At 62.4% G+C, this 22,534-nt stretch carries 21 protein-coding genes and 1 pseudogene; 13 read left to right on the plus strand and 9 right to left on the minus strand.

Annotated features, from left to right (window positions below; all coding sequences use genetic code 11):
* Positions 1 to 256: 256 nt before the first annotated feature.
* The 6 genes from IVB05_RS21480 to IVB05_RS21505 form a co-directional block, all read right to left on the minus strand.
* On the minus strand, positions 257 to 2,950 hold the full coding sequence (locus IVB05_RS21480; protein WP_247777806.1) for a bifunctional acetate--CoA ligase family protein/GNAT family N-acetyltransferase: 2,694 nt from the start codon (positions 2,948 to 2,950) through the stop codon (positions 257 to 259).
* A gap of 166 nt (positions 2,951 to 3,116) precedes the next feature.
* Positions 3,117 to 3,485, minus strand: a complete 369-nt coding sequence (locus IVB05_RS21485) for a hypothetical protein (RefSeq protein WP_247777807.1) — start codon at positions 3,483 to 3,485, stop codon at positions 3,117 to 3,119.
* 163 nt (positions 3,486 to 3,648) lie between these two features.
* Positions 3,649 to 4,479 (minus strand): universal stress protein, encoded by an 831-nt coding sequence (locus IVB05_RS21490; protein WP_247777809.1) that lies wholly within the window; start codon positions 4,477 to 4,479, stop codon positions 3,649 to 3,651.
* A 141-nt stretch (positions 4,480 to 4,620) separates the two neighbouring features.
* Positions 4,621 to 5,523, minus strand: a complete 903-nt coding sequence (locus tag IVB05_RS21495; RefSeq protein WP_247777810.1) for a CHAD domain-containing protein — start codon at positions 5,521 to 5,523, stop codon at positions 4,621 to 4,623.
* A 2-nt stretch (positions 5,524 to 5,525) separates the two neighbouring features.
* The gene (locus IVB05_RS21500) at positions 5,526 to 7,097 is read right to left on the minus strand and encodes a bifunctional aminoglycoside phosphotransferase/ATP-binding protein (protein WP_247777812.1); all 1,572 of its coding nucleotides are present in this window, start codon (positions 7,095 to 7,097) and stop codon (positions 5,526 to 5,528) included.
* A 29-nt stretch (positions 7,098 to 7,126) separates the two neighbouring features.
* A complete protein-coding gene (locus IVB05_RS21505) occupies positions 7,127 to 7,552 on the minus strand; it encodes a CBS domain-containing protein (protein ID WP_247777813.1) in 426 nt (141 codons plus the stop codon).
* A gap of 119 nt (positions 7,553 to 7,671) precedes the next feature.
* On the opposite strand from IVB05_RS21505, the gene IVB05_RS21510 reads away from it, so the two are divergent.
* The 3 genes and pseudogenes from IVB05_RS21510 (at position 7,672) to IVB05_RS21520 (ending at position 8,442) form a co-directional block, all read left to right on the plus strand.
* The gene (locus IVB05_RS21510) at positions 7,672 to 7,887 is read left to right on the plus strand and encodes a hypothetical protein (RefSeq protein WP_247777815.1); all 216 of its coding nucleotides are present in this window, start codon (positions 7,672 to 7,674) and stop codon (positions 7,885 to 7,887) included.
* A gap of 37 nt (positions 7,888 to 7,924) precedes the next feature.
* Positions 7,925 to 8,116, plus strand: a pseudogene (locus IVB05_RS21515) (helix-turn-helix domain-containing protein); the annotation flags it as partial.
* Positions 8,117 to 8,184: 68 nt separating this feature from the next.
* Positions 8,185 to 8,442: a hypothetical protein gene (locus IVB05_RS21520; RefSeq protein ID WP_247777817.1), complete on the plus strand. Its 258-nt coding sequence runs from the start codon at positions 8,185 to 8,187 to the stop codon at positions 8,440 to 8,442.
* Positions 8,443 to 8,740: 298 nt separating this feature from the next.
* On the opposite strand, the gene IVB05_RS21525 is transcribed toward IVB05_RS21520, so the two are convergent.
* A complete protein-coding gene (locus tag IVB05_RS21525; protein WP_247777818.1) occupies positions 8,741 to 10,003 on the minus strand; it encodes an aminotransferase class III-fold pyridoxal phosphate-dependent enzyme in 1,263 nt (420 codons plus the stop codon).
* Between the two features lie 191 nt (positions 10,004 to 10,194).
* Between IVB05_RS21525 and IVB05_RS21530 the strand changes: the two genes are divergently transcribed.
* Together IVB05_RS21530 and IVB05_RS21535 are read left to right on the plus strand one after the other, a co-directional pair.
* Positions 10,195 to 10,830, plus strand: coding sequence for a thioredoxin domain-containing protein (locus tag IVB05_RS21530; protein WP_247777820.1), 636 nt, complete (start codon positions 10,195 to 10,197; stop codon positions 10,828 to 10,830).
* A gap of 83 nt (positions 10,831 to 10,913) precedes the next feature.
* Entirely contained in the window at positions 10,914 to 11,882 is a 969-nt protein-coding gene (locus tag IVB05_RS21535) for a tripartite tricarboxylate transporter substrate-binding protein (RefSeq protein WP_247777822.1), read from the plus strand.
* 18 nt (positions 11,883 to 11,900) lie between these two features.
* Here IVB05_RS21535 and IVB05_RS21540 read toward each other — a convergent pair whose 3' ends face one another.
* Positions 11,901 to 12,179, minus strand: coding sequence for a PilZ domain-containing protein (locus tag IVB05_RS21540; RefSeq protein ID WP_247777824.1), 279 nt, complete (start codon positions 12,177 to 12,179; stop codon positions 11,901 to 11,903).
* 267 nt (positions 12,180 to 12,446) lie between these two features.
* On the opposite strand from IVB05_RS21540, the gene IVB05_RS21545 reads away from it, so the two are divergent.
* Positions 12,447 to 13,649, plus strand: a complete 1,203-nt coding sequence (locus IVB05_RS21545; RefSeq protein WP_247777826.1) for an acyl-CoA dehydrogenase family protein — start codon at positions 12,447 to 12,449, stop codon at positions 13,647 to 13,649.
* A gap of 9 nt (positions 13,650 to 13,658) precedes the next feature.
* A complete protein-coding gene (locus tag IVB05_RS21550) occupies positions 13,659 to 14,060 on the plus strand; it encodes a VOC family protein (protein ID WP_247777827.1) in 402 nt (133 codons plus the stop codon).
* Positions 14,061 to 14,355: 295 nt separating this feature from the next.
* On the opposite strand, the gene IVB05_RS21555 is transcribed toward IVB05_RS21550, so the two are convergent.
* A complete protein-coding gene (locus tag IVB05_RS21555; protein ID WP_247777828.1) occupies positions 14,356 to 15,150 on the minus strand; it encodes a Spy/CpxP family protein refolding chaperone in 795 nt (264 codons plus the stop codon).
* A 433-nt stretch (positions 15,151 to 15,583) separates the two neighbouring features.
* Between IVB05_RS21555 and IVB05_RS21560 the strand changes: the two genes are divergently transcribed.
* The 6 genes from IVB05_RS21560 (at position 15,584) to IVB05_RS21585 (ending at position 22,487) form a co-directional block, all read left to right on the plus strand.
* Positions 15,584 to 16,924 (plus strand): extracellular solute-binding protein, encoded by a 1,341-nt coding sequence (locus tag IVB05_RS21560; protein ID WP_247777830.1) that lies wholly within the window; start codon positions 15,584 to 15,586, stop codon positions 16,922 to 16,924.
* A 99-nt stretch (positions 16,925 to 17,023) separates the two neighbouring features.
* Complete coding sequence (locus IVB05_RS21565) at positions 17,024 to 17,959, plus strand: sugar ABC transporter permease (protein ID WP_247777832.1); 936 nt, start codon at positions 17,024 to 17,026, stop codon at positions 17,957 to 17,959.
* Complete coding sequence (locus IVB05_RS21570) at positions 17,959 to 18,870, plus strand: carbohydrate ABC transporter permease (protein ID WP_247777834.1); 912 nt, start codon at positions 17,959 to 17,961, stop codon at positions 18,868 to 18,870. Before IVB05_RS21565 ends, IVB05_RS21570 begins: the two co-directional genes overlap by 1 nt.
* Positions 18,871 to 18,874: 4 nt before the next feature.
* Positions 18,875 to 19,975 (plus strand): sn-glycerol-3-phosphate ABC transporter ATP-binding protein UgpC, encoded by a 1,101-nt coding sequence (gene ugpC, locus IVB05_RS21575; RefSeq protein WP_247777835.1) that lies wholly within the window; start codon positions 18,875 to 18,877, stop codon positions 19,973 to 19,975.
* Positions 19,976 to 20,006: 31 nt separating this feature from the next.
* Positions 20,007 to 20,996 (plus strand): hydroxyacid dehydrogenase, encoded by a 990-nt coding sequence (locus tag IVB05_RS21580; RefSeq protein WP_247777837.1) that lies wholly within the window; start codon positions 20,007 to 20,009, stop codon positions 20,994 to 20,996.
* Positions 20,997 to 21,062: 66 nt separating this feature from the next.
* Positions 21,063 to 22,487 carry an amidase gene (locus IVB05_RS21585; RefSeq protein WP_247777839.1) on the plus strand — a complete coding sequence of 475 codons (1,425 nt, stop codon included), beginning with the start codon at positions 21,063 to 21,065 and terminating at the stop codon, positions 22,485 to 22,487.
* Positions 22,488 to 22,534 lie beyond the last annotated feature (47 nt).

The following is a 22,534-nucleotide window of genomic DNA, read 5'->3' on the forward strand; positions in this document are numbered from 1 at the left end:
ACAAAGCCAGCACCCCGTAAATTACGAGCTCCACAACGTCCACGCTCATCCCCGATGACATGTCGCTTGCCAAGCTCTGCTCAGATTCGCGCTTGTTAAAAGCAAAACAGTTTGTGCATCGCACCCACGTTCGCTCCGCAAAGTCATCCAGCTACCTCCGACTTGTCGCATTTGGTTACGCCAGAGCACACTTGGCTCGCTTGGGCCGCTGTCGCCGATCGCACGCGGGCTGCGCAAGCCGTGTGCTCAAGGACAACTAGAGCGTCAGCCTGACGTTGCAGATGTCATGCTCGACCGGGTCTGACTTCACCTCGAATCCGAGGCTCCGGCACATCGCCAGCATCACGGTGTTCTCGGCCAGGACGTCGCCGGAGATGGCTTTCAATCCTTCGGATTTTGCGTACTCGATGATCATCTGCATCAGGGTCCAGCCGAGTCCCCTGCCCTTGAGGTCCGACCTCAACAGGATTGCATATTCGCCGCTCTCATAGATCGAGTCCGAATGGATCCGGACCACGCCGACCAATTCGTTGGTCGCCTCGTCGAACGCGACGAAGGCCATCGCCCGGGAATAATCAAGCTGGGTCAGGCGGGCGATGAATTCATGGGAAAATTCCTTCATCGGGGCGAAGAACCGCAGCCGCAGATCATGCATCGTGATGTGTTTCAACATCTCGTGGATCAGCGGCTCGTCCTCGGGCCGGATCGGACGGACGAATACGCGCCAGCCGTCCTTGACCTCGATGTGACGCTGCCATTGCGAGGGGTAGGGCCGCACGGCGAAATTCGCCGGGCCCGAACCGCGAAACTTCCGCTCCACGCGCCCGATCACGACGCGTGCGTCGACGGCGAGCACGCCGGCTTCATCGGCCAGCAGCGGATTGATATCGAGCCCGCGGATTTCGGGGATGTCGGCGGCCATCTGCGCCAGCTTGACCAGAACCATCGCGACGGCGTCCGGCTTCACCGCCGGCACGTCGCGATAGGCGTGGAACAGCCGCGAGACGCGGGTGCGCTCGATCAGGCTGTGCGCCAACTGCAAATCGAGCGGCGGAAGCGCGAGCGCCTTGTCGTTGATGATCTCGACCGCCGTGCCGCCGCGGCCGAACACGACGACGGTGCCGAAGGTCGGATCGTTGGCGAGGCCGAGAATGAGTTCGCGCGCCTTCGCCCGCACCACCATCGCCTGCACCATCACGCCGGAAATCCGCGCCTCCGGCCGCAGTGATCTTGCGCGCGCGAGAATCTCGGCGGTTGCCTTGCGCACCGCGTCCGCGCTGGTGAGGTTGAGCACGACGCCACCGACATCGGATTTGTGCACGATGTCGCGCGACATGATCTTGAGCACGACGGTCGAGCCCTGCGCGAACAGCGCGTTCGCATGAGCGACCGCCTCTTCGGCATCGGCGGCGGCGAAGGTCGGCACGACCGCGATGTCATAGGCATCGAACAGCCGCTTGACCTCGATCGGATCGAGCCAGGAGCGGCCGTCGGCGAGCGCCGCGGCAACGATCTGCCGCGCTGTGTGGGCATCGGGCGCGAACTCGCTCGGCATGGCGGGCGGGACCTGCGCCAGCGCCTCCACCAACTCGCGATGGCGAACCAGATGCATGAAGCCGCGCACCGCGTCGTCTTCGGTCGGATAATTCGGAATACCGGCCCCGCTCAGCAGATTGCCGATCGACGGCTCTGCGCCGACCCAGACCGCGAGAACGGGCTTCGGTGACCCGCGATGCCCGGCGCGATATTCTTGCACCACCCCGGTCACAGCAGCGGCGATCTCGTCGGCGCGCGCGATCGCCGTCTGCACGTTCATGACAAGTACGGCGTCGTTTTCGGGGTCGGCCAGCAGCGCTTCAAGCGCTGCGGCATAGCGCGCGGGATCGGCATCGCCAACGATATCGACCGGATTCGATTTCGACCATGTCGGCGGCAACGCAGCTTCCAGCTTCTCGCGGATTGCCGGCGAAAGGGCCGCGGGAATGCCGCCAAGGTCGACCAGCCGGTCAACCGCCAGCACGCCGATGCCGCCGCCATTGGTCAGGATCGCAAGCCGCTTTCCGGGCGGCGATTTGAGCCGTCCGAGCGTTTCGGCACAGTCGAACAGTTCTCGAAGATCAGATACGCGCAGGATGCCGGCGCGCTGAAACGCGGCGTCGTAGACGGCGTCAGCCCCGGCCAGCGCGCCGGTATGGGTTGCAGCCGCCCGCGCGCCTTGCGCCATTCGGCCTGACTTGACGACCACGACCGGCTTGACTCTGGCGGCAGCGCGCGCCGCCGACATGAACTTGCGCGCATCCCTGATCGCTTCGATGTAGAGCAGGATGGCGTGGGTCTTTTCATCCAGCGCGAAATAATCGAGCAGATCGGCGATATCGACGTCGAGCTGGTCACCGGTCGAAACAATGCCGGAAAAGCCAACGGCCCGCTGTGCCGCCCAGTCCACCATGCCCGCGGCAATGGCGCCGGACTGCGAGATCAGCGCCAGATTTCCCGCCGCCGGCATATGCGCGGAAAAGCTCGCATTGAGACTGGCGCCCGGCATCATGATGCCCAGGCAATTCGGGCCGATCAGCCGCATGCCGTATTGTTGCGCGGCCCGCTCCGCTGCATCCGCCAGCGAACCCGGACCGCGGCCGAGCCCGGCACTGACAATGACGGCCCCCGCCGCACCGCGGCGGCCCGCCTCATCGATCAGGCCCGCGATGGTGTGCGCCGGTGCGGTGAGGACAACGAGTTCGGGCACAAAAGCCAGTTTTGCGATGCTGCCGACGGTCGCGACGCCGTCGATCTCGTGATAGCGCGGGTTAACAAGACCGAATTCACCCTTGAATTGGCCTTTACGAATATTGTTGAGGATGGCGCGGCCAACCGAGCCATGGCGCGGACTGGCCCCGACCAGCGCGACGGAATGCGGCGAAAGCAGATTCTGCAGACGATAGGTGGACATCGTTCTCCGGTGCCGGCAGATCGCGGCCTTCTGTGAGCCCGGGCAGATGTTCGACGCAATCCGCCCCTTGCGCGGCAGGTTAGCGCCGGAATGGTTCCTGCGCGTGACAAATCGTGCCCAGCCGGGTGGACTCATCGAGATACATAATCGTCTGGCTATTGGCCGATCAGTTCAGAGCGCGGCCACTGATCAGGTTCGACGTGGCTGCGATCATCCGCTCGCAATGCTTGAACAGCCGTTCGGAGTCGCGGCGGTAGAAGTCGAGCTGATGCTGGCCGCATTCCTCGCACATCGTCTTGATGTCCTTTACTGAATGCGCGCCGGCCATCTTCGTGACGAACTCCGTGAACAGATGCATCTCGGTCTGCGTTCGCTCCAGCATCTCGTCGCCGAGAAACACCATTTCATCGAGCACCATCTTCTGCGCGCCAAACATGAATTCCAGCGCGCCCTGGTTCAGCTTGGCGGCTTCCGCTTCTGCATTTGCGGCTGCTGGAAAGCGAACGGAAGCGGCCCGTTCAGACAATTCTGACATGACAACCTCCAATTTCTGAGTTTCCGCCGAAAAGATATTGACCGGCTTCGCGCCGAACATTGAGGCACATCAAGCTGGCGTCATTGCGACCGCAGCGACAGCCAAAAGGTACAAGACAGGGAACTCGCCGGGGCGAAAGGTCACATCCCCTGCCTGGCCAAGATCAGTGCGACATCAGCACCGGTACGGTCATGCTGTCGAACATGCTGCGCGTGACACCGCCCAGAATTCGCTCCTGCAATCGCGAATGGCCGTATCCCCCCATCACCAGCAGACCCATATTGCTTTCGGCTGCGACCGACAGAATGGCGCCCTGAACGGCGCTGCGATCCGCCGTCAGCCGCTGCACCCGGGCCGCAATGCCGCGCCGCCCGAGATGCGCGACGAGTTGGTCCGAAGAAGCTTCACCCGCCTCCTCATTGGCCGCAATCACGGTGACGGCCTTCGCGCCCATCAGAAACGGCATCGCATCGCGCCATGCACGGGCCGCCAGGCGGCTGCCGTCCCAGGCGATGCCGACATGGTTGGCGTCGAGCGGCCCCTTGTGGATATAGGGAACCATCAGCATCGGCCCGCCGGAATTGAACAGGATCTGCTGCGGAATCTCGTTGTCGTAGCTCGCCTTCGAGGATTCCGGCTGCAGCACGATCGTCATGTCGTAAAGCCGGGCAAGCGCGCTGATGGTTCGCCCGGCCTCGGCGGGGATTGTCGCGAAGGTCCTGGTGCCGTAGGCGATTTTGGCGAGCTTGGCCTCGATCTCGAACATGGCGATCGCGGCGTTCGCTCTTTCCCGGGCGCGCTCCTGTTCAGCCCCCATGACGGCGCCAACAGCGGCGCCACCCTCTACAATCATCCCGGCGGCACTCATCGATTCATAGCCGATGGCGACCGCATCGAGATGCGACCGGCGCGCAACGGTCAGCGCGACAGCGACGTCAATCACCGGCCTGACCTGACGCTCGGAGGGAATATGAACCAGAATGTTCCTGAACATCGCCATTCTCCCACACATTCGCGAGGGCATGCGGCCCCCGTCACGGATTGCTGCCGGCAAGGTAACCGACGGACCGATGGCCGAAGTTGACGCACATCAAACCCGAAAAATGCCGAACGGCAGCGCATGCGAACGGCGACGTCAGCGGACTCCGGCGGATTTGAGGTCGTGATGAGCCGCGATGGCGTCGCCGAGCAGCTTTTCCTTTCGATGGCGATAGCCCGGCGGATGCTTCTTGCCTCGCTTGCCATTTTCTACCTGCGGCGATCCGCTGGCAAGGCCGGCGAAGCGCTCGAGATCGCGCATGTCGCCCAATGCGCGCTGCAATCGTTTTGCCGGCCGGTGCCGGTGATGGAATTCGCCCCGCCCCCACAGCGTGACGGTCTCGGACAGCGCTTCCAGCATGTAGCGGAAGCGTTTGGCCTTGATCCGCAGCCGGTGACGACGTGACGCACCCAAGGTCTTCAGGCGTTTCCCCTTGCGGACCAGCCGTTCGTGCCAGCGGTCGAGTTCGCCCGCGCAATAGGATTGCAGGGCCTCCGCGTGCTTCCGCCGCTTATAGCGCTGCAGCCACGGCCCTTGCCTGATCCAGGCCGCCATGGCAGCGACGAGCCGTTGCGTACGAACGGAGCGCAGGCAGCGCACCAGACGGCGGTGGTCCCGCATCTGGCGCTGATCGAGCTGCTCGCCGATCATGTCCTGCGCCCAGGCGCGGTATCGCTTGCGGCGGGCATATTCCACGACGACATCGCTGTCGCGCGCGGCGCCGAGCGGGCCATTCAGCCAGGCGATTTCCTCCTTCAGACGCCGCCATTCCGCATCGACCACGATCGGCGCGAAGAACGCCACGGCGGCGCGTAACCGCGTGATCGCGACCCGGATCTGATGCACGGCCTCGGCATCGCCGGCGCACGCGCTGCTGTGATGGGCCTTGATAGCCGCGACGCTGTCGAGCGTCATCTTCTGGAATGCGGTCGCGCAATCGAGCCCCACCGCTTCAGAGGCCTTATGTCGGCCGGACGTTCTTGTTTGACCGTTTCTCATCTTCAGCGCTCGCCCGGCACCGCAAGCAAAGAAACACGGGCGCAGCGCAACGACTGGCCCGGCGTCCCTGAGGCATCGATCATATGCCAGTTTACCGCGCCGATCGCGAAAGTCTCCTGCTGCAGGGCGACATTCCGGGTTGCATCAGACGCATCGCCCTTGCGCTGCTCGATGCGCGCCAGCCGCGTCGCGAGATCTGCCGTGAGGAACAGGCCGACGAAGCGTACGCCGCAAGTGGCTGCGAGACGTGCGATTTCCGTCCGTTCCGCTTCCTGGAGGTAAGCGGCATCGATCACGACTGAACAGCCTTGGGCGAGGACGCGCCGCGCGGCACTCGAAAGCGTGCCGTAGACACGCTCCGTGACATCGGGCCGATAGGCGGATTCCGGCAGAGCCGTGGTTTCACCGGCACCGAAGAGGTGCTTGCGAACGACGTCCGAGCGGACAATGACGGCGCCGGGCGGAGGCTCGATCAGATCCGCGAGCCCGCGTGCGAGCACCGATTTTCCGGTCCCCGACAACCCGCCGATCGCCACCAGCAGCGGCGGCTTGGGCGCGATGAGGCGTCCCGCCAGATCGAAGTAGTGCTTGGCCTCCTGCCAGACCGCGTCGCTCTCTCCGGCATGTTCGCTCTTCATGAACAGCACATGCGCGCGGATCGCCGCTCGCATCGACAGAAACAGCGGCAGCAGACGCAGGCCATCGAGACCTTCGTCCCCTGCTCCCGCAAGATAGCGATTGAACACCGTGTTCGCCGCCGCACCTTGATTGAAGTGGATCAGATCCATCAGTGTGAACGCGAGATCGTAGAGCACGTCCGTCGTAGCGATGACGGCATCAAATTCGATCGCGTCGAACAGCAGCGGTCGACCGTCCACCAACGCAATATTGGCGAGATGCAGATCGCCGTGGCAGCGGCGCACAAACCCTTGCTTGGCACGCTGCCTGAGCAGCGGTTGCAACGTCGTTGCAGAATCGCGGCTAACGGCATCGAGTTGATCGACGGCAACGGCATCAAGTCCACGCACGGCGTGAAACTTCGCCGTATTGCGTTCGATGATGGGTAGAAGGGAGGCAAGCCAGCTTTCATCGTCCTTGCGCGGCGCCTTGTCGTGGGATCGCAGGATCGCGTCGGCCACGGCTGCCGCAAGCGATGGATCGATCGTCTTCGATGCCGCAACGCGATCGAGCGACTGCTTCTCGTCGAACCGCGCCATTTCGACCGCCCATTCGACGGGCGTACCCGTGCCGTCGATTTCGAAGGCGCCATCGGAATTGCGCGTGATGGCGACAACGCGCCGGTAGAGCTCCGGAGCGTTGCCGGCGTTGACCTTTAGTTCTTCCTCGCAGGCACGCTTGCGCTTCTCCAGTGTCGAATAGTCGAGGAACGGCAGGCGCACGGCACGCTTGATCTTCAATGCCCGATCGGCGCCGAGAAAAACCATGGAGGCATGGGTGTCGATCCGCTTGCCGCCCCTGGCCGGGCCGAAGCTGGAACCGTCGAGGAAATCGAGCACCTGCTGCTGCAGGTCGGCATCAGTTACAGCTGTGTCGGCGGCCGGTCGCACGGTCATAGCTATGGCGTTCCGCTATTGCTTGGGGTTTATCCGCGCGCGCTCTCGGTCAGCGCGCGCATGATGTCCTCGCGCGCGATGATCCCGACCAGCCGCTGTTCGGCGTCCAGCACGGGGAGGCTCTTCATCCGGTGGTCCACCATCTGTTGCAGGACGCGGGTCAGTTTTGTTGCCGGATCGACATGGATGAACTCCGGCGTCATCACATCCACCACCATACGCGACAACAAATCGTCATAGGCCGGAACCATGCGGCCGGGGTTGAATGCAAAGCATTTCAGGAAATCGAAGTTGCTCACGACGCCGACGATGTCATCGCCTTCGCGCACCGGATAACAGTTGAAATCGTCGACCTCGAACATCTTGTGCAGCTCGCGCATGGTGGTGTCGCGCGCAACCGTCTTCACCTTGCGCGTCATGTATTGCCCGGCGGTCGCTTCGAGAAATCGATGCACGGGGGTTCCTCGCCATTGCAGACCCTTAATGGGACAGGAACGCGCAGCGGCGCGATTCAGTTGCAAGGTGGCGCGCAACGCCGCTGAGCACCCATTCGCGCAATCGCGGGTGGCGGCCATTGGGCGCCGGCAATCACGGCACCTGTCCCGACATTGGCAGCGATCCTCTCGATCTGCTCGGTTGCGCCGGCCATTTCGGGACGACGGTGTTCGCCGCAATGCCATGGCCACGCGGCTACCCGGAGGCAGGCATCGTTGGGCCGGTCCAGCACCAGACCGACCATTCTGCAGAAATCCGAGCCGACAAGTCGATAAACTCTCATTTTATCAATTAGATATATGCCGTTTGTAATTTCGTTTCGCTGGTATTTTGCGGCTTTCCTGCTGGAAATGGACCGTCGGCACGCCAAGGCCGGCATGACGGCCCTGCCGATGTGCTGCCGCGACATCGGCGACTATCCCGGCCTGACCCCGGAAACCGTTTCGCGGGCGCTTTCGCAGCTCAGCGACCAGGGCATTCTCGTGTTTTCGAGCGCACATCAAATCGTGCTGCGCAACCGCTAGCGGCTGGCAGACACGGACGCTTGAGAGTAAGCTGGGCGACAAGGGTGCCGCAAGGACGGGAGGGCAAGATGAACAATTATCGCGTCTCCTTCTACAAGGATCTCTGTAACTCCGACGGCCACAGCTTCAAGTGCCTGCAGCGCCAGATCGAGGTCCAGTCGATTGGTCCCGCCCAGGCGCTGGTGTTGGCGGAGCGGTTGGTCGACAACGAACGTCTGAATGCCGATTGCGTCGAAGTCACGCACCTGGCGGGCCATGACGAGTTCGAACATCCGGCGTGCTATACACCCGCCCCCGGCAAGCACGCATGGAACCGCATCGCGTGATGAACTTGACCGCGGCCTGTATCGAATCCTCGCGGACCGCGCACCCGCGCGGTCGGCAGCTTCGCTGCGCGCGTTTTCAGGACAGGCGTGACGGTAGCTTGATCCAGGTCAATGCGAACGTCACCGAGAGAGCAGAAAGTCGATCTACATGATGTCTGACGACGATGTCCGCATCAGTCGGCGATCTCGCCGTTTTCTCCCAAGACTGCCCCGCCATCGCTGGTCGTAAAGACCGCGTTGCGGGGCATTTTTATGGATGGCTGCAAATCCCAAATCGGCTCCCGGTCGCCTCGGCGACTTATCGACTGGATCTCGCTTCCAGGTCGCGGACGGCCTTGAAGCCGTGCAAGGCCGCCTGCAGCGCCTCGTCGATATCGGCTGGGCGATGCGCCAAGGACAGGAACATATTGTGCTGGGGATGAAAGAAGGCGCCGTGGCGTAGCGCGGCCGAGCAGAACGCCCTGCCCTTGCGTACATCCGCATCATCCTCGAACAGCATCAGTGGCATCTGCGGCGGGCCGCTCTGGCGGATCGCGATGCCATATTCTTTCGCCAGCGACGCCAGTCCCTCGCGCAACCGCTGGCCCATCGCGCGGATATGCCCGGCCACGTCAGTTTCGCGCGCGATCCGCAACGTCGCCCGCGCCGCCGCCATCGCCACTGTGCCGCACCAGAACGACCCGGTGACGAAGACCCTGGTGGCGGCTTCGCGGAAGCGTTCGTTGCCGGTAACGGCAGCCAGCGCATGGCCGTTGGCGATCGCCTTGCTCCAGGCGGACAGGTCCGGACGCACGCCGAGCGCTTCCCAACTCCCCCTGATATCGAGGCGCAGGCCGGCCCGCACTTCATCGATAATCAAAGCGGCGTCGGCCGCGTCGCATGCCGCACGCGCGGCTGCCGCGAATTCCTTCGTTGGCAGTTCGAGATCGCGTCCCATGTCGTGGCGGAAAGCCGTCACCAGTATCGCAGCGAGATCCCTGCCGGCCTCGTCGACGGCCGCCTGCAGGCTCTGCACATCGTTGTACTCGAAGTGCAAAAGATGCGCGCGGTCCTCGGCCGTTACCCCGGCAACACTTGGCGAACACCATGGCAGCGCGCCGTGATAGCTGCCACGTGCGACCAGCACCTTGCGGCGTCCGGTGCCGGCGCGAGCGATCGTCACGCAGCTCGTGGTCGCGTCACCGCCGTTCTTCTGAAACATCGCCCAATCGGCATGCGGCAGCATGGCAACGAGATCTTCGGCGAGTTCCACCATGACCTCCCCCGGGCCGTTGAAGCAATCTCCTTTGGCAGCCTGCGCCTCAGCCGCCGCCTGAACCTCGGGATGCCGATGGCCGAGCACAATCGGACCCCAGCTGCACATGAAATCGATGTACTCGCGCCCATCGACGTCGCGGACGCGGCAGCCCTCCGCGGAGGCGAAGAATTGCGGATAGCCTTCCGGGAGCCGCGCAGCGTTGAGATGGCCCCACATGCCGCCTGGAACTACCAGCCGCGCCCTTGCTCGCAACATGGCATCCGCCGTCTGCGTTTCGCTCAACAGCGTCGCGTGCTGGGTCATGACGTTCTCTTGTCTGGTTTGCAGAGTTTGCCTTGCGCTTCCTGTCGCCGCCTATGATTGGATCGCCAACAATTCACGGTCAACTCCGATCGCAGTCAGGTCAGGTGGCTTTTGGTTCGCAAAACCGGTAGAATTGTCGATATGCCACGGCCCTGTCGGCTCGCCCTCGCCAGTTCGTTTCGGAGTAACCGTTGAACGTTCGTCACCGCATCGCCTTCGCCGTCCTCCTCGCTTTCGCATCGCCGGCTTTCTCAGGTGGCGCCATCGCGCAAAGCGTGATTGCCGCAGCAGTCGCCAAACCGGTATCGCTGCCGGACATTGCAATCGGGTCCGCGAACGCACCGATCACCATCACCGAATATTCCTCGATGAGTTGTCCGCATTGCGCAGCCTTCGGCCAGAATGTGTTCCCGATGTTGCGGTCGAAATATATCGATACCGGCAAGGTACGTTTCGTGTTCCGGGAATTTCCGCTCGACATAAAGGCCGCCGCAGCTTCGATACTGGCGCGCTGCATCGGCAAAGGTGATTCCGAAAAATACCTTGGGGCAGTCGAGATGCTGTTCAAGCTGCAGGACCGCCTGATGGCGCAGACCAGGGAGACGCTGATCTATGTCGGGAGCCAGCACGGCATGAGCGAGCAGGAAGTCAAGACCTGCGAGGAAGACCAGGCGCAGTTCGACAAGCTGAACGCTGATCAGCAATACGCGCATCGGGAAGTGAAGGTCACGTCGACGCCGACTTTCTTTCTCAACGGTGTACGACTGCAGGGCTCGATGTCGTTCGAGGAGCTGGAAGAACGGATCAAGCCGCTGCTCAAGCAATAGCGCCCCCGCCGTCGCAGTAGCCCCTTGCCCGGCGAGGCCGGCTCGCCGATGATGGCCCCAACAAACATATTGGGGAGAGCGCCATGGTCGCGGCTTTGCGCGTAGTGTTGGCAGCGACGTGGTTGCTGTCCGGCGTCGTGGCGTCATTGGCGCAAGGCTATCCGAGCAAACCAGTGCGTGTCGTGGTCGGCTTCCCCGCCGGCGGACCGACCGATGCCATCGCCCGCATCGTCGCCCAGAAGCTTACCGACAATCTCGGCCATCAATTCTTCGTCGAGAACGTTGGCGGTGCGGGCGGCAACATTGCGGCCGGCCAGGTCGCGCGCGTAACGCCGGACGGCTACACCATCATGGTCATCAGCACCGGCTTCGTCGTGAATCCCAGCCTCTACGCCAAGGTGCCGTATGATCCAGTCAAGGATTTCGTGCCGGTGACGCTGGTCGCGGTCTCGCCGAATGTCGTGGTGGTCAACCCGCAAGTGCCCGCCAAGACACTCCCGGAGCTGGTGCAGCTCATTCGGGACAACCCCGGCAAGTACGGCTTTGCCGGTCCCGGCATCGGTTCGACGCCGCATCTGGGTGGCGAGCTGTTCCGGCTGGCCTTCAAACTCGACCTGGTGCACGTGCCTTTCACAGGTGCCGGGCCGGCGATCCAGGCAACGGTCGGCGGGCACACGCCGATCGCCTTCACCGCGCTGCCGCCTGCCCTGTCGGCGGTGCAGAGCGGACAACTGCGCGCGCTGGGCGTGGCGTCAACCGAACGCGCCGCCGGCATGCCCGACGTGCCGACCTTCGCCGAACAGGGCGTGAAGGATCAGGAAGCCGACACGCTCACGGGCATCGTCGCGCCTGCGGGGACGCCGAAAGAGATCGTCGATCTGCTTTATCGTGAGATCGCCAAAATCGTCGCCCAGCCGGACGTCAAGGAACGCCTCACGACGCTTGGCTTCAAGCCAGTCGCCAATACGCCGGATCAGTTCGGCGCGCGTATCAGGCTGGAGATGGACAAGTGGGGCAAGGTGGTGCGCGATGCAAAGTTGCGGATCGAGTAACGAGCTCGGCGCCCGCCGCTACGATGGCGGCGGTTCCGCGACCGCATCCGCGATCTTGATGAAGGTCAGGCCGATACGGTTCTTCTGGATCCAGGTGACCCGGCATTCGTGCACGATCGAGGAATCCCTTGCCATCACCAGGCGAAAGTGCTGCGGGACGAAAGCCGGATTGTCGACATCGATCGCCGCTCCCTCGCGCGAGATATTCCGCACCACGCAGGGCATGACGGAACCGCCCGACGAAACATAGCCAGGCTCGTCAATCTCCGTTCGCGGATATTTTCGCTTCTCTTCCATGCCGCCCGTCCCGTCCCGATCGATTCCAACCAAACCGCAAGGCTAACGCAAAACCTTAAACAAGTCGGCGCGTGCGCCCGGAAAACCGGAATAGGCGCGGTCTGCGGCCAGCGCGATTGCCTTCGGGCTCCATTGTGCAGAGCGGCACGAAATCCCAATCGCTTATTCGCAGATGTGCTCCGCGTCACCATGGACTTGCCGATCGCAGCGATGGCACGATAGCTTTTCCACCAATGACTGACACACGGACGCGATGGACCGGCAGGCATGGTTTTGAATACACCGATCGCAAACTCTGCCGATCTTGCCGGCGACCAGGCGGTGATCGCCCGGGCCGAGGCCATACGTCTTGATGTCGCGACAGCTTCCGACGACATCGAGACCGCGCGCCGGCTGCCGCCCGCGCTGCTCGACAAGCTGCACGATGCGCAATTGTTCCGGCTGTTGCTGCCCCGCTCGACCGACGGGATCGAAACCGATCCTGTAACTTTTTTCCACGTCATCGAAACCATTGCCAAGGCCGATGCTTCCACCGCCTGGTGCCTCAGCCAGGCCGGCGGTTGTGCGATGTCGGCGGCCTATCTCGACCTGCCGGTGGCGCAGGCGATCTTCGGCGATCCGCGCGCGGTGCTGGCGTGGGGACCCGGGCCCAGGGTTCGTGCGGTCGAATGCGAAGGCGGCTACCGGGTGACCGGCGTGTGGTCCTTTGCGTCCGGCGGCCGGCATGCGACCTGGCTCGGGGCGCACTGCCCGATCCATGCAGCCGACGGTTCGCCCAAATACGACGCCAACGGGGTGCCGCTCGAGCGGACCATGCTGGTACGCTCCGAGGACGTCGAGTGGACCGACATCTGGAACACTGTTGGCCTGCGCGGCACCGCCAGCGACCAGTTCGCGCTCAACGATTTCTTCGTGCGCGCAGACCATTCGATTACCCGCGAGTTCGACCGGGAATGCCGCGAGCGCGGCCCGCTCTACCGCATGAGCAACCACACCTGTTACCAGGTGGGTTTTGCCGGCGTCGCCTGCGGCATCGCCCGCACTGCCCTCGACAATTTCGTCGAGACGATGCGCAACAAGGTGCCGCGTGGCGCGAAGCTGTCGTTGCGGGACAATGCCGTGGTCCAGTGCAACCTCGCCCAGGCGGAAGTTAATCTCCGTGCCGCGCGCGGCTACGTGTTGCAGTCGATGGCCGACACCTGGAAAGATCTCGCCGCGGGCGCGACCATCTCGGTGGCTCAGCGCATGAACATCCGCATGGCCTCTACAAACGCCATTCACAAGGCGCGCGAGGCGGTCGACTTTGCCTACAACGCCGCAGGCGCCACCGCGATCTTCGAGAACCATCCGCTGGAGCGCCGCTTCCGCGATATCCATACCGTGACCCAGCAACTGCAGGGCCAGCTCAGGCATTTTGAAACCGTCGGCGCCTGGATGATGGGCGTCGAGACCGACCTCAGCTTTGTCTAGGAGACGACCATGGGACTTGGCGGCTTGCAGCACTACACCATCGAACCATCTGACCTTGAGCGAACCAAGGATTTCTACTGCGACGTGCTGGGCCTGGAAAACGGCGATCGTCCGCCGCTCGATTTTCCCGGCTACTGGCTCTATTCCGGCGGCACCGCCACGGTGCATCTGATGGGCACGCGCAAGCCGCGCGAGGGCATCGTAGTGCGCGGCACCGAGAAAAAGTACGAGGATACCGGACGGCTTGACCACATCGCCTTTGCGGCGACCGATGTCGAGGACATGCGCAAGCGTCTGCAGTCGAAAGGCGTCAAATTCCGCGAGAGCATCGTGCCGCGCACCGGCGATACGCAGTTCTTTCTCTACGATCCCGACGGCGTCGGCGTCGAACTGAACTTTCCGAATACCTGAGCCCGCGCCCGCCGGAGAACCGAGCCCAATTCGGCCGCATCTATGACGGCCCAATTGGTTTTCGGCCCGCTGTAGTGCCACGCATCCGATGTTGAGGTGCAACACTACCCGTCAAAGACTGAAGTTCCCGACAACGCGGCAAGTCAGCCATCAGTAAGGCGCGAGTTCGTCAGGGTTTCATCATCATTGCAATGAGATTGGGAGAAGCCGCGCCGCTGCGGCAGAGTAGCCGGGTGCCGCGCCTTTCAACCTACCCCAGGGCATGCGTACCCGGCTATTCGTCCGGCGGAGCCTGCTAATCGAGCCCGCGCTCGTGGCTCAGATTGACCATTTCCTGAATGAAGACCGTTTTTTGCTTGTCGTTCAGACTGGTAAATAGAGGTTCGGCCGCATCGGCCACATTGCGCTGATCGACGGCGCGGTCATTGAGGAACTGGGCCTCGTTGCGCATCTGCTCGATGATGTCATCGGGGGGATCGCGCTTGGCGCGCGCCACACGCAGATTGAGACGATCGGCGCCGTTATGACCGAGATAGTGCATCGCACTGTTGAACCCGGCCCAATGCTTCTCCTGTTCGGGCGTGAGGTTTAGCTCCTTCTTGATCCGCTCGATATTGGCGTCGCTGGTGGCGACGATCTGTTCGGCCGTCAGTTGCGGCGCGCCGGTCTGGGTGAGGACGGCGGGCTGCTGCTGTTGCGCCTTGGCGGTCTTCGTAGCCTTGCTTCCCTTCGCCGGCTTCGACGTGTCACCCTGCTTGGAAGGCTCGCCTTGTTTGGAAGCCTCGCCTTGCTTGGAAGCCTCGCCTTGTTTTGAATCCTTGGCCGCCGGCGCCTGTCCGCCCTTGTTATTGTTATTGCCCCCGGTCAGCACACCGGTGACTCCGGTCACGACGCCCACGACGCCGCCGATGGCGCCGCCAAGCACGCCGCCTACCGGGCCCGCTGCCTTGTTACCCTCGCGGGCGCCTTTCTCGACACCCTGAACCACCTGCGCATCCGCAAGCCGTGGCGTGAGAAGCATGATGGCGGCCAACCCCATGGCCGCGCACACTTTCCAACGCGTGCGCAGTTTGGACGTCGGGCTGGTCATTATTGGTCTCCGTGGTCGTTAACCAGGACTGGTATCGTCCTCGAGTTTGAATCTTATCGTTTTAGCGACGAGCAAGTCTAGCCACGGTGCTGACCGTTATCGCCGGCGTCGAAAGTTCAATCCCGTCGACCGGGAACTCCGCGGCACGGCCGTAGCCTCTAAACTCCCTCACGTTCATGATGCCGTGTGCAACGCAATATGCCGTGCAGAGAGGCATTTCATTATTCCGAGCGCTGGAAATCGCACGCAACGTTAGTTCTAGAATGTCACACATGTCATTTCTCGACAGACGCGTTTAATTCTGTTCTGATTGCGCAACCAAATCTCCGCGGGGCGCACGCCATCCCAGATCGGCGCGATCGCGTGAAGGCCGATAAGAATAAGAAGAGGAACAACAAGACGACAACAAAAAAGCAAGCAAAGAGGAAACACCATGTCACGCAAGAAGCTTTCTCGCCGACAATTCATTGCTGCTACCGCGCTATCATCCGCAGCCCTCGTCACCGCGCCTTATGTGCGTGGCGCCCACGCTGCAGGTAAGCTTTCGATCGGCTTCTGGGACCATTGGGTTCCCGGTGCCAACAAGGCGTCCACCGATATCGTCAATGCCTGGGCCGAGAAAGAGAAGGTCGAGGTTCAGATCGACTACATCCCGAGCCAGGGCAACAAGAATCTGCTGACCATCGCCGCCGAAGCGCAGGCAAAGTCAGGCCATGACATTCTGGCCATGCCGACATGGTGGCCGCATGCGCAGTCCGAACTGCTAGAACCCATGAACGACGTCATGGAAGGTCTCATCAAGCAGAACGGTGAACCCAACGGCACGGTGAAATATCTCGGTCAGTCCAAGGGCAAATGGCTTGCGGTACCCGCGAGCGTCGGCAGCCAGATCAAGGGTCCCTGCTCGCGCATCGACCTGATGAAGCAACATGCCGGCATCGACGTCCAGGCGCTGTATCCCGCCGGCGCTCCACCAAAGGCCGACAGCTGGAATCTGGACACCTTCCTGAAGGCTGCGGAAGCTTGCCACAAGGGCGGCGTTCCCTTCGGCATCGGGCTTGGCGAGACCAGTGACAACGTCGATACGGCCGGCGCGATCTTCCAGTCGTTCGGAGCAGCCCTTGTCGATGAGAAGGGCAACGTCACCGTAAAGACCGACCCGGTGCGCCAGGCGCTCGAATTCTACAAGAAGCTGATCTCCTTCCTGCCCCCGGACGCCGGCGCCTGGGACGACTCCTCCAATAACAAATGGCTAGTCTCCGGCAGGGGCGCCATGATCATGAACCCGCCGAGCGCCTGGGCGGTCGCCAAGCGCGACGCCCCGCAGGTGGCCGAGCAATGCTGGACCCATGGCTTCCCGGCCGGACCGAAGGGCCGCTACGCGCCCTACCTCTCCTACTTCTGGGGCACCTGGTCGTTCTCCAAGAACAAGGAAGCGGCAAAGCGCGTGCTCAGGGCGCTTTCGCAACCGGATGCGATCGAGAAGATGTGCGTGGCGAGCGGTGGCTACGACCTCCCCTGCTACGAAAAGCTCACCACCTTGAAGGTCTGGCAGGAGGAAGGGCCGCCGAAGGGCACGCTCTACCACTATCCGAACCCGCACAACCACCAGACGCTTTCGATCGCCGCGGCGCCCGCCCCGCCGAAGATCGCACAGCAGATCTATACGCAGGCGACCCTGACCAAGATGTGCCTGCGTTATCACAAGGGCGAAGCGATGGAAAAGGTGCTCGCCTGGGCTGAAGGCGAGTGCGAAGGCTTCATGCGGAGCTGACGGACGAGATACCATGGCGGCCTGCCTGATTGCAGGCCGCCATTTCCATCCTTCTTCAATCGCGGACCCGGCGAAGCGTTACAGGGATAAAAACACATCATGGCTGACGTCGCATTGCAGTCGAACCGGGCCGCCGCGCAAGCCGCGCGCAAACGCGGCAGCCTGCACAAAATGCTCAGGCGCAAATCGACTGTGGCGTTCCTGATGACGCTGCCGCTGATCCTCCTGATCGCGACCCTCGTGATCTATCCGGCATTCTACGCGCTGCATCTGGCGACGTTGAACAAGTCGATGCAGCGCTTCGTCGGGCTCAGCAATTTCGAATTTCTGTTCAAGCGCGAGACGTTCTGGCTCGTCGTGAAGCAATCCTGCATCTTCGCGATCACAGCCGTCATCTTCAAGGCGCTGCTGGGCTTTATCATTGCGCATTTCGTTCACAACATACCGGCCAAGGGCCAGCGCAAATGGCGCGGCATGCTGCTGGTACCGTGGGTAATCCCCCCGGCGATGAGCACACTGGCGTGGCTGTGGCTATTTGACCCCTCCTACAGTGCGTTCAACTACACGCTCTCCTTCTTCGGCATCGGGCCGATCCCATGGACCGGCGATGAAATGTGGGCGCGCTTCTCGGTCATTCTCGTCAACATCTGGGTCGGCGCACCGTTCTTCATGATCATGTATCTGGCGGCGCTGAAATCGGTGCCGGAACAGCTCTACGAGGCCGCCGCCATCGACGGCGCGAATTGGTGGCAGCGCATCTGGTACGTCACGCTACCGATGATGCGAAATATCATCGCGATTACGACGCTGTTCTCGCTCATCGTGACGTTCGCAAATTTTGACATCGTGCGCATCCTGACCGCGGGCGGCCCGCTCGATCACACCCATATCTTCGCGACGTGGGCGTTCCGCATCGGAATCGAGGGCAGCGACATACCGCTGGGCGCCAGCGTATCTCTCTTCATGGTGCCGATCCTGGCGGTCGCGGCGATCTTCATCCTGCGCGACGTCAACAAACGCGGGAATGAAGCCTGATGACAACGGTGACAATCGACAAGGCCGCGCCGAGCCGCAAGATCAAATACGGCAGCATGAGCCGCGACCGCACCTGGGCGCTGCGCTGGTCGTATTTCTTCCTGGGGATCTTTGCCATTTTCTCGCTGACGCCGCCGATCTACATGCTCATCACGTCGTTGAAGAGCAGCGCGGAGATTTCGGCTGCGACTAATCCGTGGTGGGTGTTCCACCCAACGCTCGAGAACTATATCGGTCTGCTGACCTCGAACCAGTTTCTGCGCTTCTTCTGGAACTCGGCAATCGTCTCGATTTTCGTCGTTACCATCACCATGCTGATCTCCGTGCCGGCTGCATTCGCGCTGGCACGGATGCGGTTCTGGGGTTCTACGGTTCTCGCCACCGGCGTCTTCCTGACCTATCTCATTCCCGAGACACTGCTCTTCATCCCGCTCTTCAAGATGTTCGCGGTGATCGGCGATTGGACCGGCATCCAGTTGATCAACAAATGGTACGTGCTGCTTATTCTCTATCCGACCCTGACAGTGCCGTTCTGCACCTGGATCATGATCGGCTACTTCGCTTCGATCCCGAAAGAACTCGATGAAGCCGCCATCATCGATGGCGCGTCGTGGATTCAGACCCTGACTCGCATCTTTATTCCGGTTGCCTTCCCCGGCATCATTGCCGCGACGATCTTTGCCTTCACGGTGTCATGGGCGCAGTTCCTCTATCCCCTCGTGTTCACGACTTCGACCGACCAACTCGTCATGCCGGTCGGCATCATCACCACCCTGATCAAGGGCGACGTTTTCAACTGGGGACAGATCATGACCGGCGCCCTGCTCGGCGCAGCGCCTCCGCTCATCATCTACGCGTTCCTGATGGACTATTACATTGCCGGCCTGACCGCCGGTGCGACGAAGGGTTGATCTCATGGCTGACGTGACGTTGCGTAAGGTTGTCAAGCGTTATGACGAGGTCGAGGCGGTGCGCGGCATCGATCTCGATATCGCGGACCATGAGTTTGTCGTGCTGGTGGGACCGTCGGGCTGCGGCAAGTCGACCACGCTGCGAATGATCGCCGGCCTGGAAGATATCTCCGACGGCGACATCATGATCGGCGGCGACGTCGTCAATGACGTGCCGCCAAAGGATCGAGATATCGCGATGGTGTTCCAGAACTACGCGCTCTATCCGCATATGACGGTTGCGGAGAACATGTCGTTCGGATTACGGCTGAAGCGCTATCCGAAGGCCGAGATCAAGAGCCGCGTCGACGAGGCCGCGCGCATGCTCGACATCGTCGAACTCGTCGACCGCAAGCCGAAACAATTGTCCGGCGGCCAGCGTCAGCGCGTCGCCATGGGCCGCGCCATCGTGCGCAACCCGAAAGTGTTTCTGTTCGACGAGCCGCTGTCCAATCTCGACGCCAAGCTGCGTGTGCAGATGCGGATCGAGATCAAGAAGGTGCACCAGAAAGTCCGCACTACGACGGTTTATGTGACCCACGACCAGGTGGAGGCGATGACGCTGGCCGACCGCGTCGTGGTGATGAACCATGGCCGGATCGAGCAGATCGGCACGCCGAACGAGCTGTATCACAAGCCGGCGACGAAATTCGTCGCCAGCTTCATCGGCTCGCCGGCGATGAATTTCATCCCCTGCCGGCTGGAGGATTTCGCCGGCAAGTTGCACGTTCGGCTTACCGATCGCGTCGTATTTCCGCTGCCGCCAGCCCGCGCCGCGCGCTATCAGGGCGTCCCGCGCACCGACAAATTGCTGCTGGGGCTGCGGCCCGAGCACATCACCGAGGCCAAGCAGCATGCGGAGCCGGGCGTGGAGACCTTCGACACGGTGCTCGATGTCACCGAGCCGATGGGAATGGAGACGCTGATCTATTTTACGATGGAGGGCACGCTGGTCTGCGGCCGGGTCAATCCCAATGCCGGCGCGCACGACGGCGGCCCGCTTCGATTGGCTGTGGACCTCAACAATATGCACCTGCTAAACGAGGTGACCGGCGTCGTCCTTTGACGGCGCAATTGCTGATTATCAAGGGCAGGAAATGACGACCAACAAGAAGAAAATCTTCGTCACGGAATCGATGTCGCAACCGGGACGAGCACTGCTTCACGCGCGAGACGACATCGAACTCGTCGAATTTCCCAACATGATTTCGCAGAAGGATTTCGAAGCCAAGCTGAAGGAGCATGCGCCGGTCCATGGCGTCGCCCTCGGCGGGACCCGTTTCGGCGAGCCCGAGCTCGACGCCTCGAAAGACATGCTGGTGGTGACCCGGATCGGTGTCGGGTTCGACGCCGTCGACGTCCCCGCGCTCAGCCGCCGCAAGGTCCCGCTGATGGTGGCGGGCACCGCCAATTCGCCGTCCGTTGCCGAACACGCCCTGTTCATGATGCTGACGCTCGCCAAGCGCGCGACGGAAATGCATTCGCTGGTCAGGGACGACAAATGGGCGGATAGGCTCGGGATGCTGCCCTACGACCTCTTCGGCAAGACGGTGCTGATCATCGGATTTGGGCGCATCGGCACGCGCACCGCCAGGCGGTGCCTTGCGATGGAAATGAACGTCCTGGTTTTCGATCCCTACAAGCCCGCCGCCGACATCAAGGCCGCTGGCTGCGAACCAGTTGCCGACCTCAACGCCGCGCTGCCGCGCGCCGACTTCGTCAGCATCCATTGTCCGAAGAATCCGGAGACGGTCGGCATGTTCAATGCTGACAGGCTGAAGCGGTTGAAGCCATCAGCCTATCTGATCAACACGGCGCGCGGCGGCATCGTCGACGAGGCCGCCCTGCACGCCGCGCTGGTGTCCGGCAAGCTTGCCGGTGCGGGCCTCGACGTTTTCGCGCAGGAGCCCCCGCCGGCTGGTCAGGCATTGCTCGCCCTGCCGAACGTCATCATGGCACCGCATGTCGCGGGCGTTACGGTGGAAGCCGTAGATCGGATGAGCGAGCAGACCGCCCGCAACATTCTGAGCGTGCTGGATGGCGATCCCTTGCGCCAGAACGTGATCAATCAGGACGTGCTCGGCTAGATCGTCCGCAGTAGATGACCCTGGGCACGGCCGGTTTACCGGCCGGCCGGCAAGCGAGGTATGCGCATGGCCTTCAAAGAATACGGCAATTACGACGCGGTCGGCCTTGCCGAATTGGTTCGGAAGAAAGACGTCTCAGCCAGGGAATTGCTCGACGAGGCCATCGCCCGTACAGCGAAGGTCGATCCGCAGATCAACGCGGTCGTGGTCAAGCATTACGACTATGCCGAACGCCAGATCGAGCGCGGCCTGCCCGACGGCCCCTTTACCGGCGTACCGTTCCTCCTCAAGGATCTAGACCTCCTGGAGGGAACGCGCACGACCTCCGGCGCCACGGTCCTGAAGGACTTTGTGGCCGACCACAGCGGCACGCTGGCGCAGCGCTTCCTCGACGCCGGCGTCTCGATCTTCGGCAAGAGCTCCAGTCCAGAATTCGGCCTGATGCCGACGACGGAGTCGCGCCTGCACGGGCCGACCCGCAATCCCTGGAATCTCGAGCATTCTTCCGGCGGGTCATCGGGCGGCGCGGCGGCGGCGGTTGCCGCCCGGATCCTGCCCGTCGCACATGCCAGCGATGGCGGCGGCTCGATCCGGATTCCCGCCTCCGCCTCCGGCGTGTTCGGCTTGAAGCCGACCCGGGCGCGCAATCCGCTCGGCCCCGATCGCGGCGAAGGCTGGGGTGGCTTCTCCTGCGGCCATGTCGTGAGCATCAGCGTGCGCGACAGCGCGGTGATGATGGACGCGATCCACGGCCCTGAGCCGTCGAGCCCCTACGTGGCGCCGCCGCCGGGGCGGCCGTTTTCGCAGGAAGTCGGCCGCGATCCCGGTCAGCTCCGGATCGCCTTCACCGACAAATCGCCGTATGGCGACGCCATCGATCCGGAAATCGCGGCAGCCGTACGCGAGATTGCAGGCCTTCTGGCGAGGCTCGGTCATCATGTCGAGGAACGGGCGCCGGTGCTTGCCGCTGATCCCGCCGCAGTCATGGCCACCATTGTCGGCAGCAACACCGCGCTGACGGTGCGGCTGATCGAGCAAAGGCTCGGGCGCGACGCAACGGAAAACGATTTTGAAGTATTGACGCTGGCAAGCGCACACAACGCAAGGAAGACAACTTCGACCGATTACGTCGCTGCCCAACTCGCGGCCTTCCAGATTTCACGCGCCCTTACCACCTTCTTCGAGAGTTGCGACATTTTCCTGTGTCCGACATTGTGCTCACCGCCGCTGCGGATCGGCGAACTCAACACCATGTCGGAGGATCTGTCGCATATTGCCCCGATCCTGCGCCGCTATATGCCCGGGACCTCCATGTTCAATATGTCCGGGCAGCCGGCGATGTCGGTGCCGCTGGCATGGAACAAGGCCGGATTGCCGCTCGGCATGATGTTCTCGGCCAGGTTCGGTGATGAGGCGACCCTGTTCCGGCTGGCCGGGCAGCTCGAACAGGAGCGGCCCTGGAAGAACAGAATACCGCCAGTGTGCGCTTAACTCCGCCGCAAAAGCGCCACGGATGGACAAGGCGCAGCCTTATTCGG

The organism is Bradyrhizobium sp. 170 (assembly GCF_023101085.1).
GTDB lineage: Bacteria > Pseudomonadota > Alphaproteobacteria > Rhizobiales > Xanthobacteraceae > Bradyrhizobium.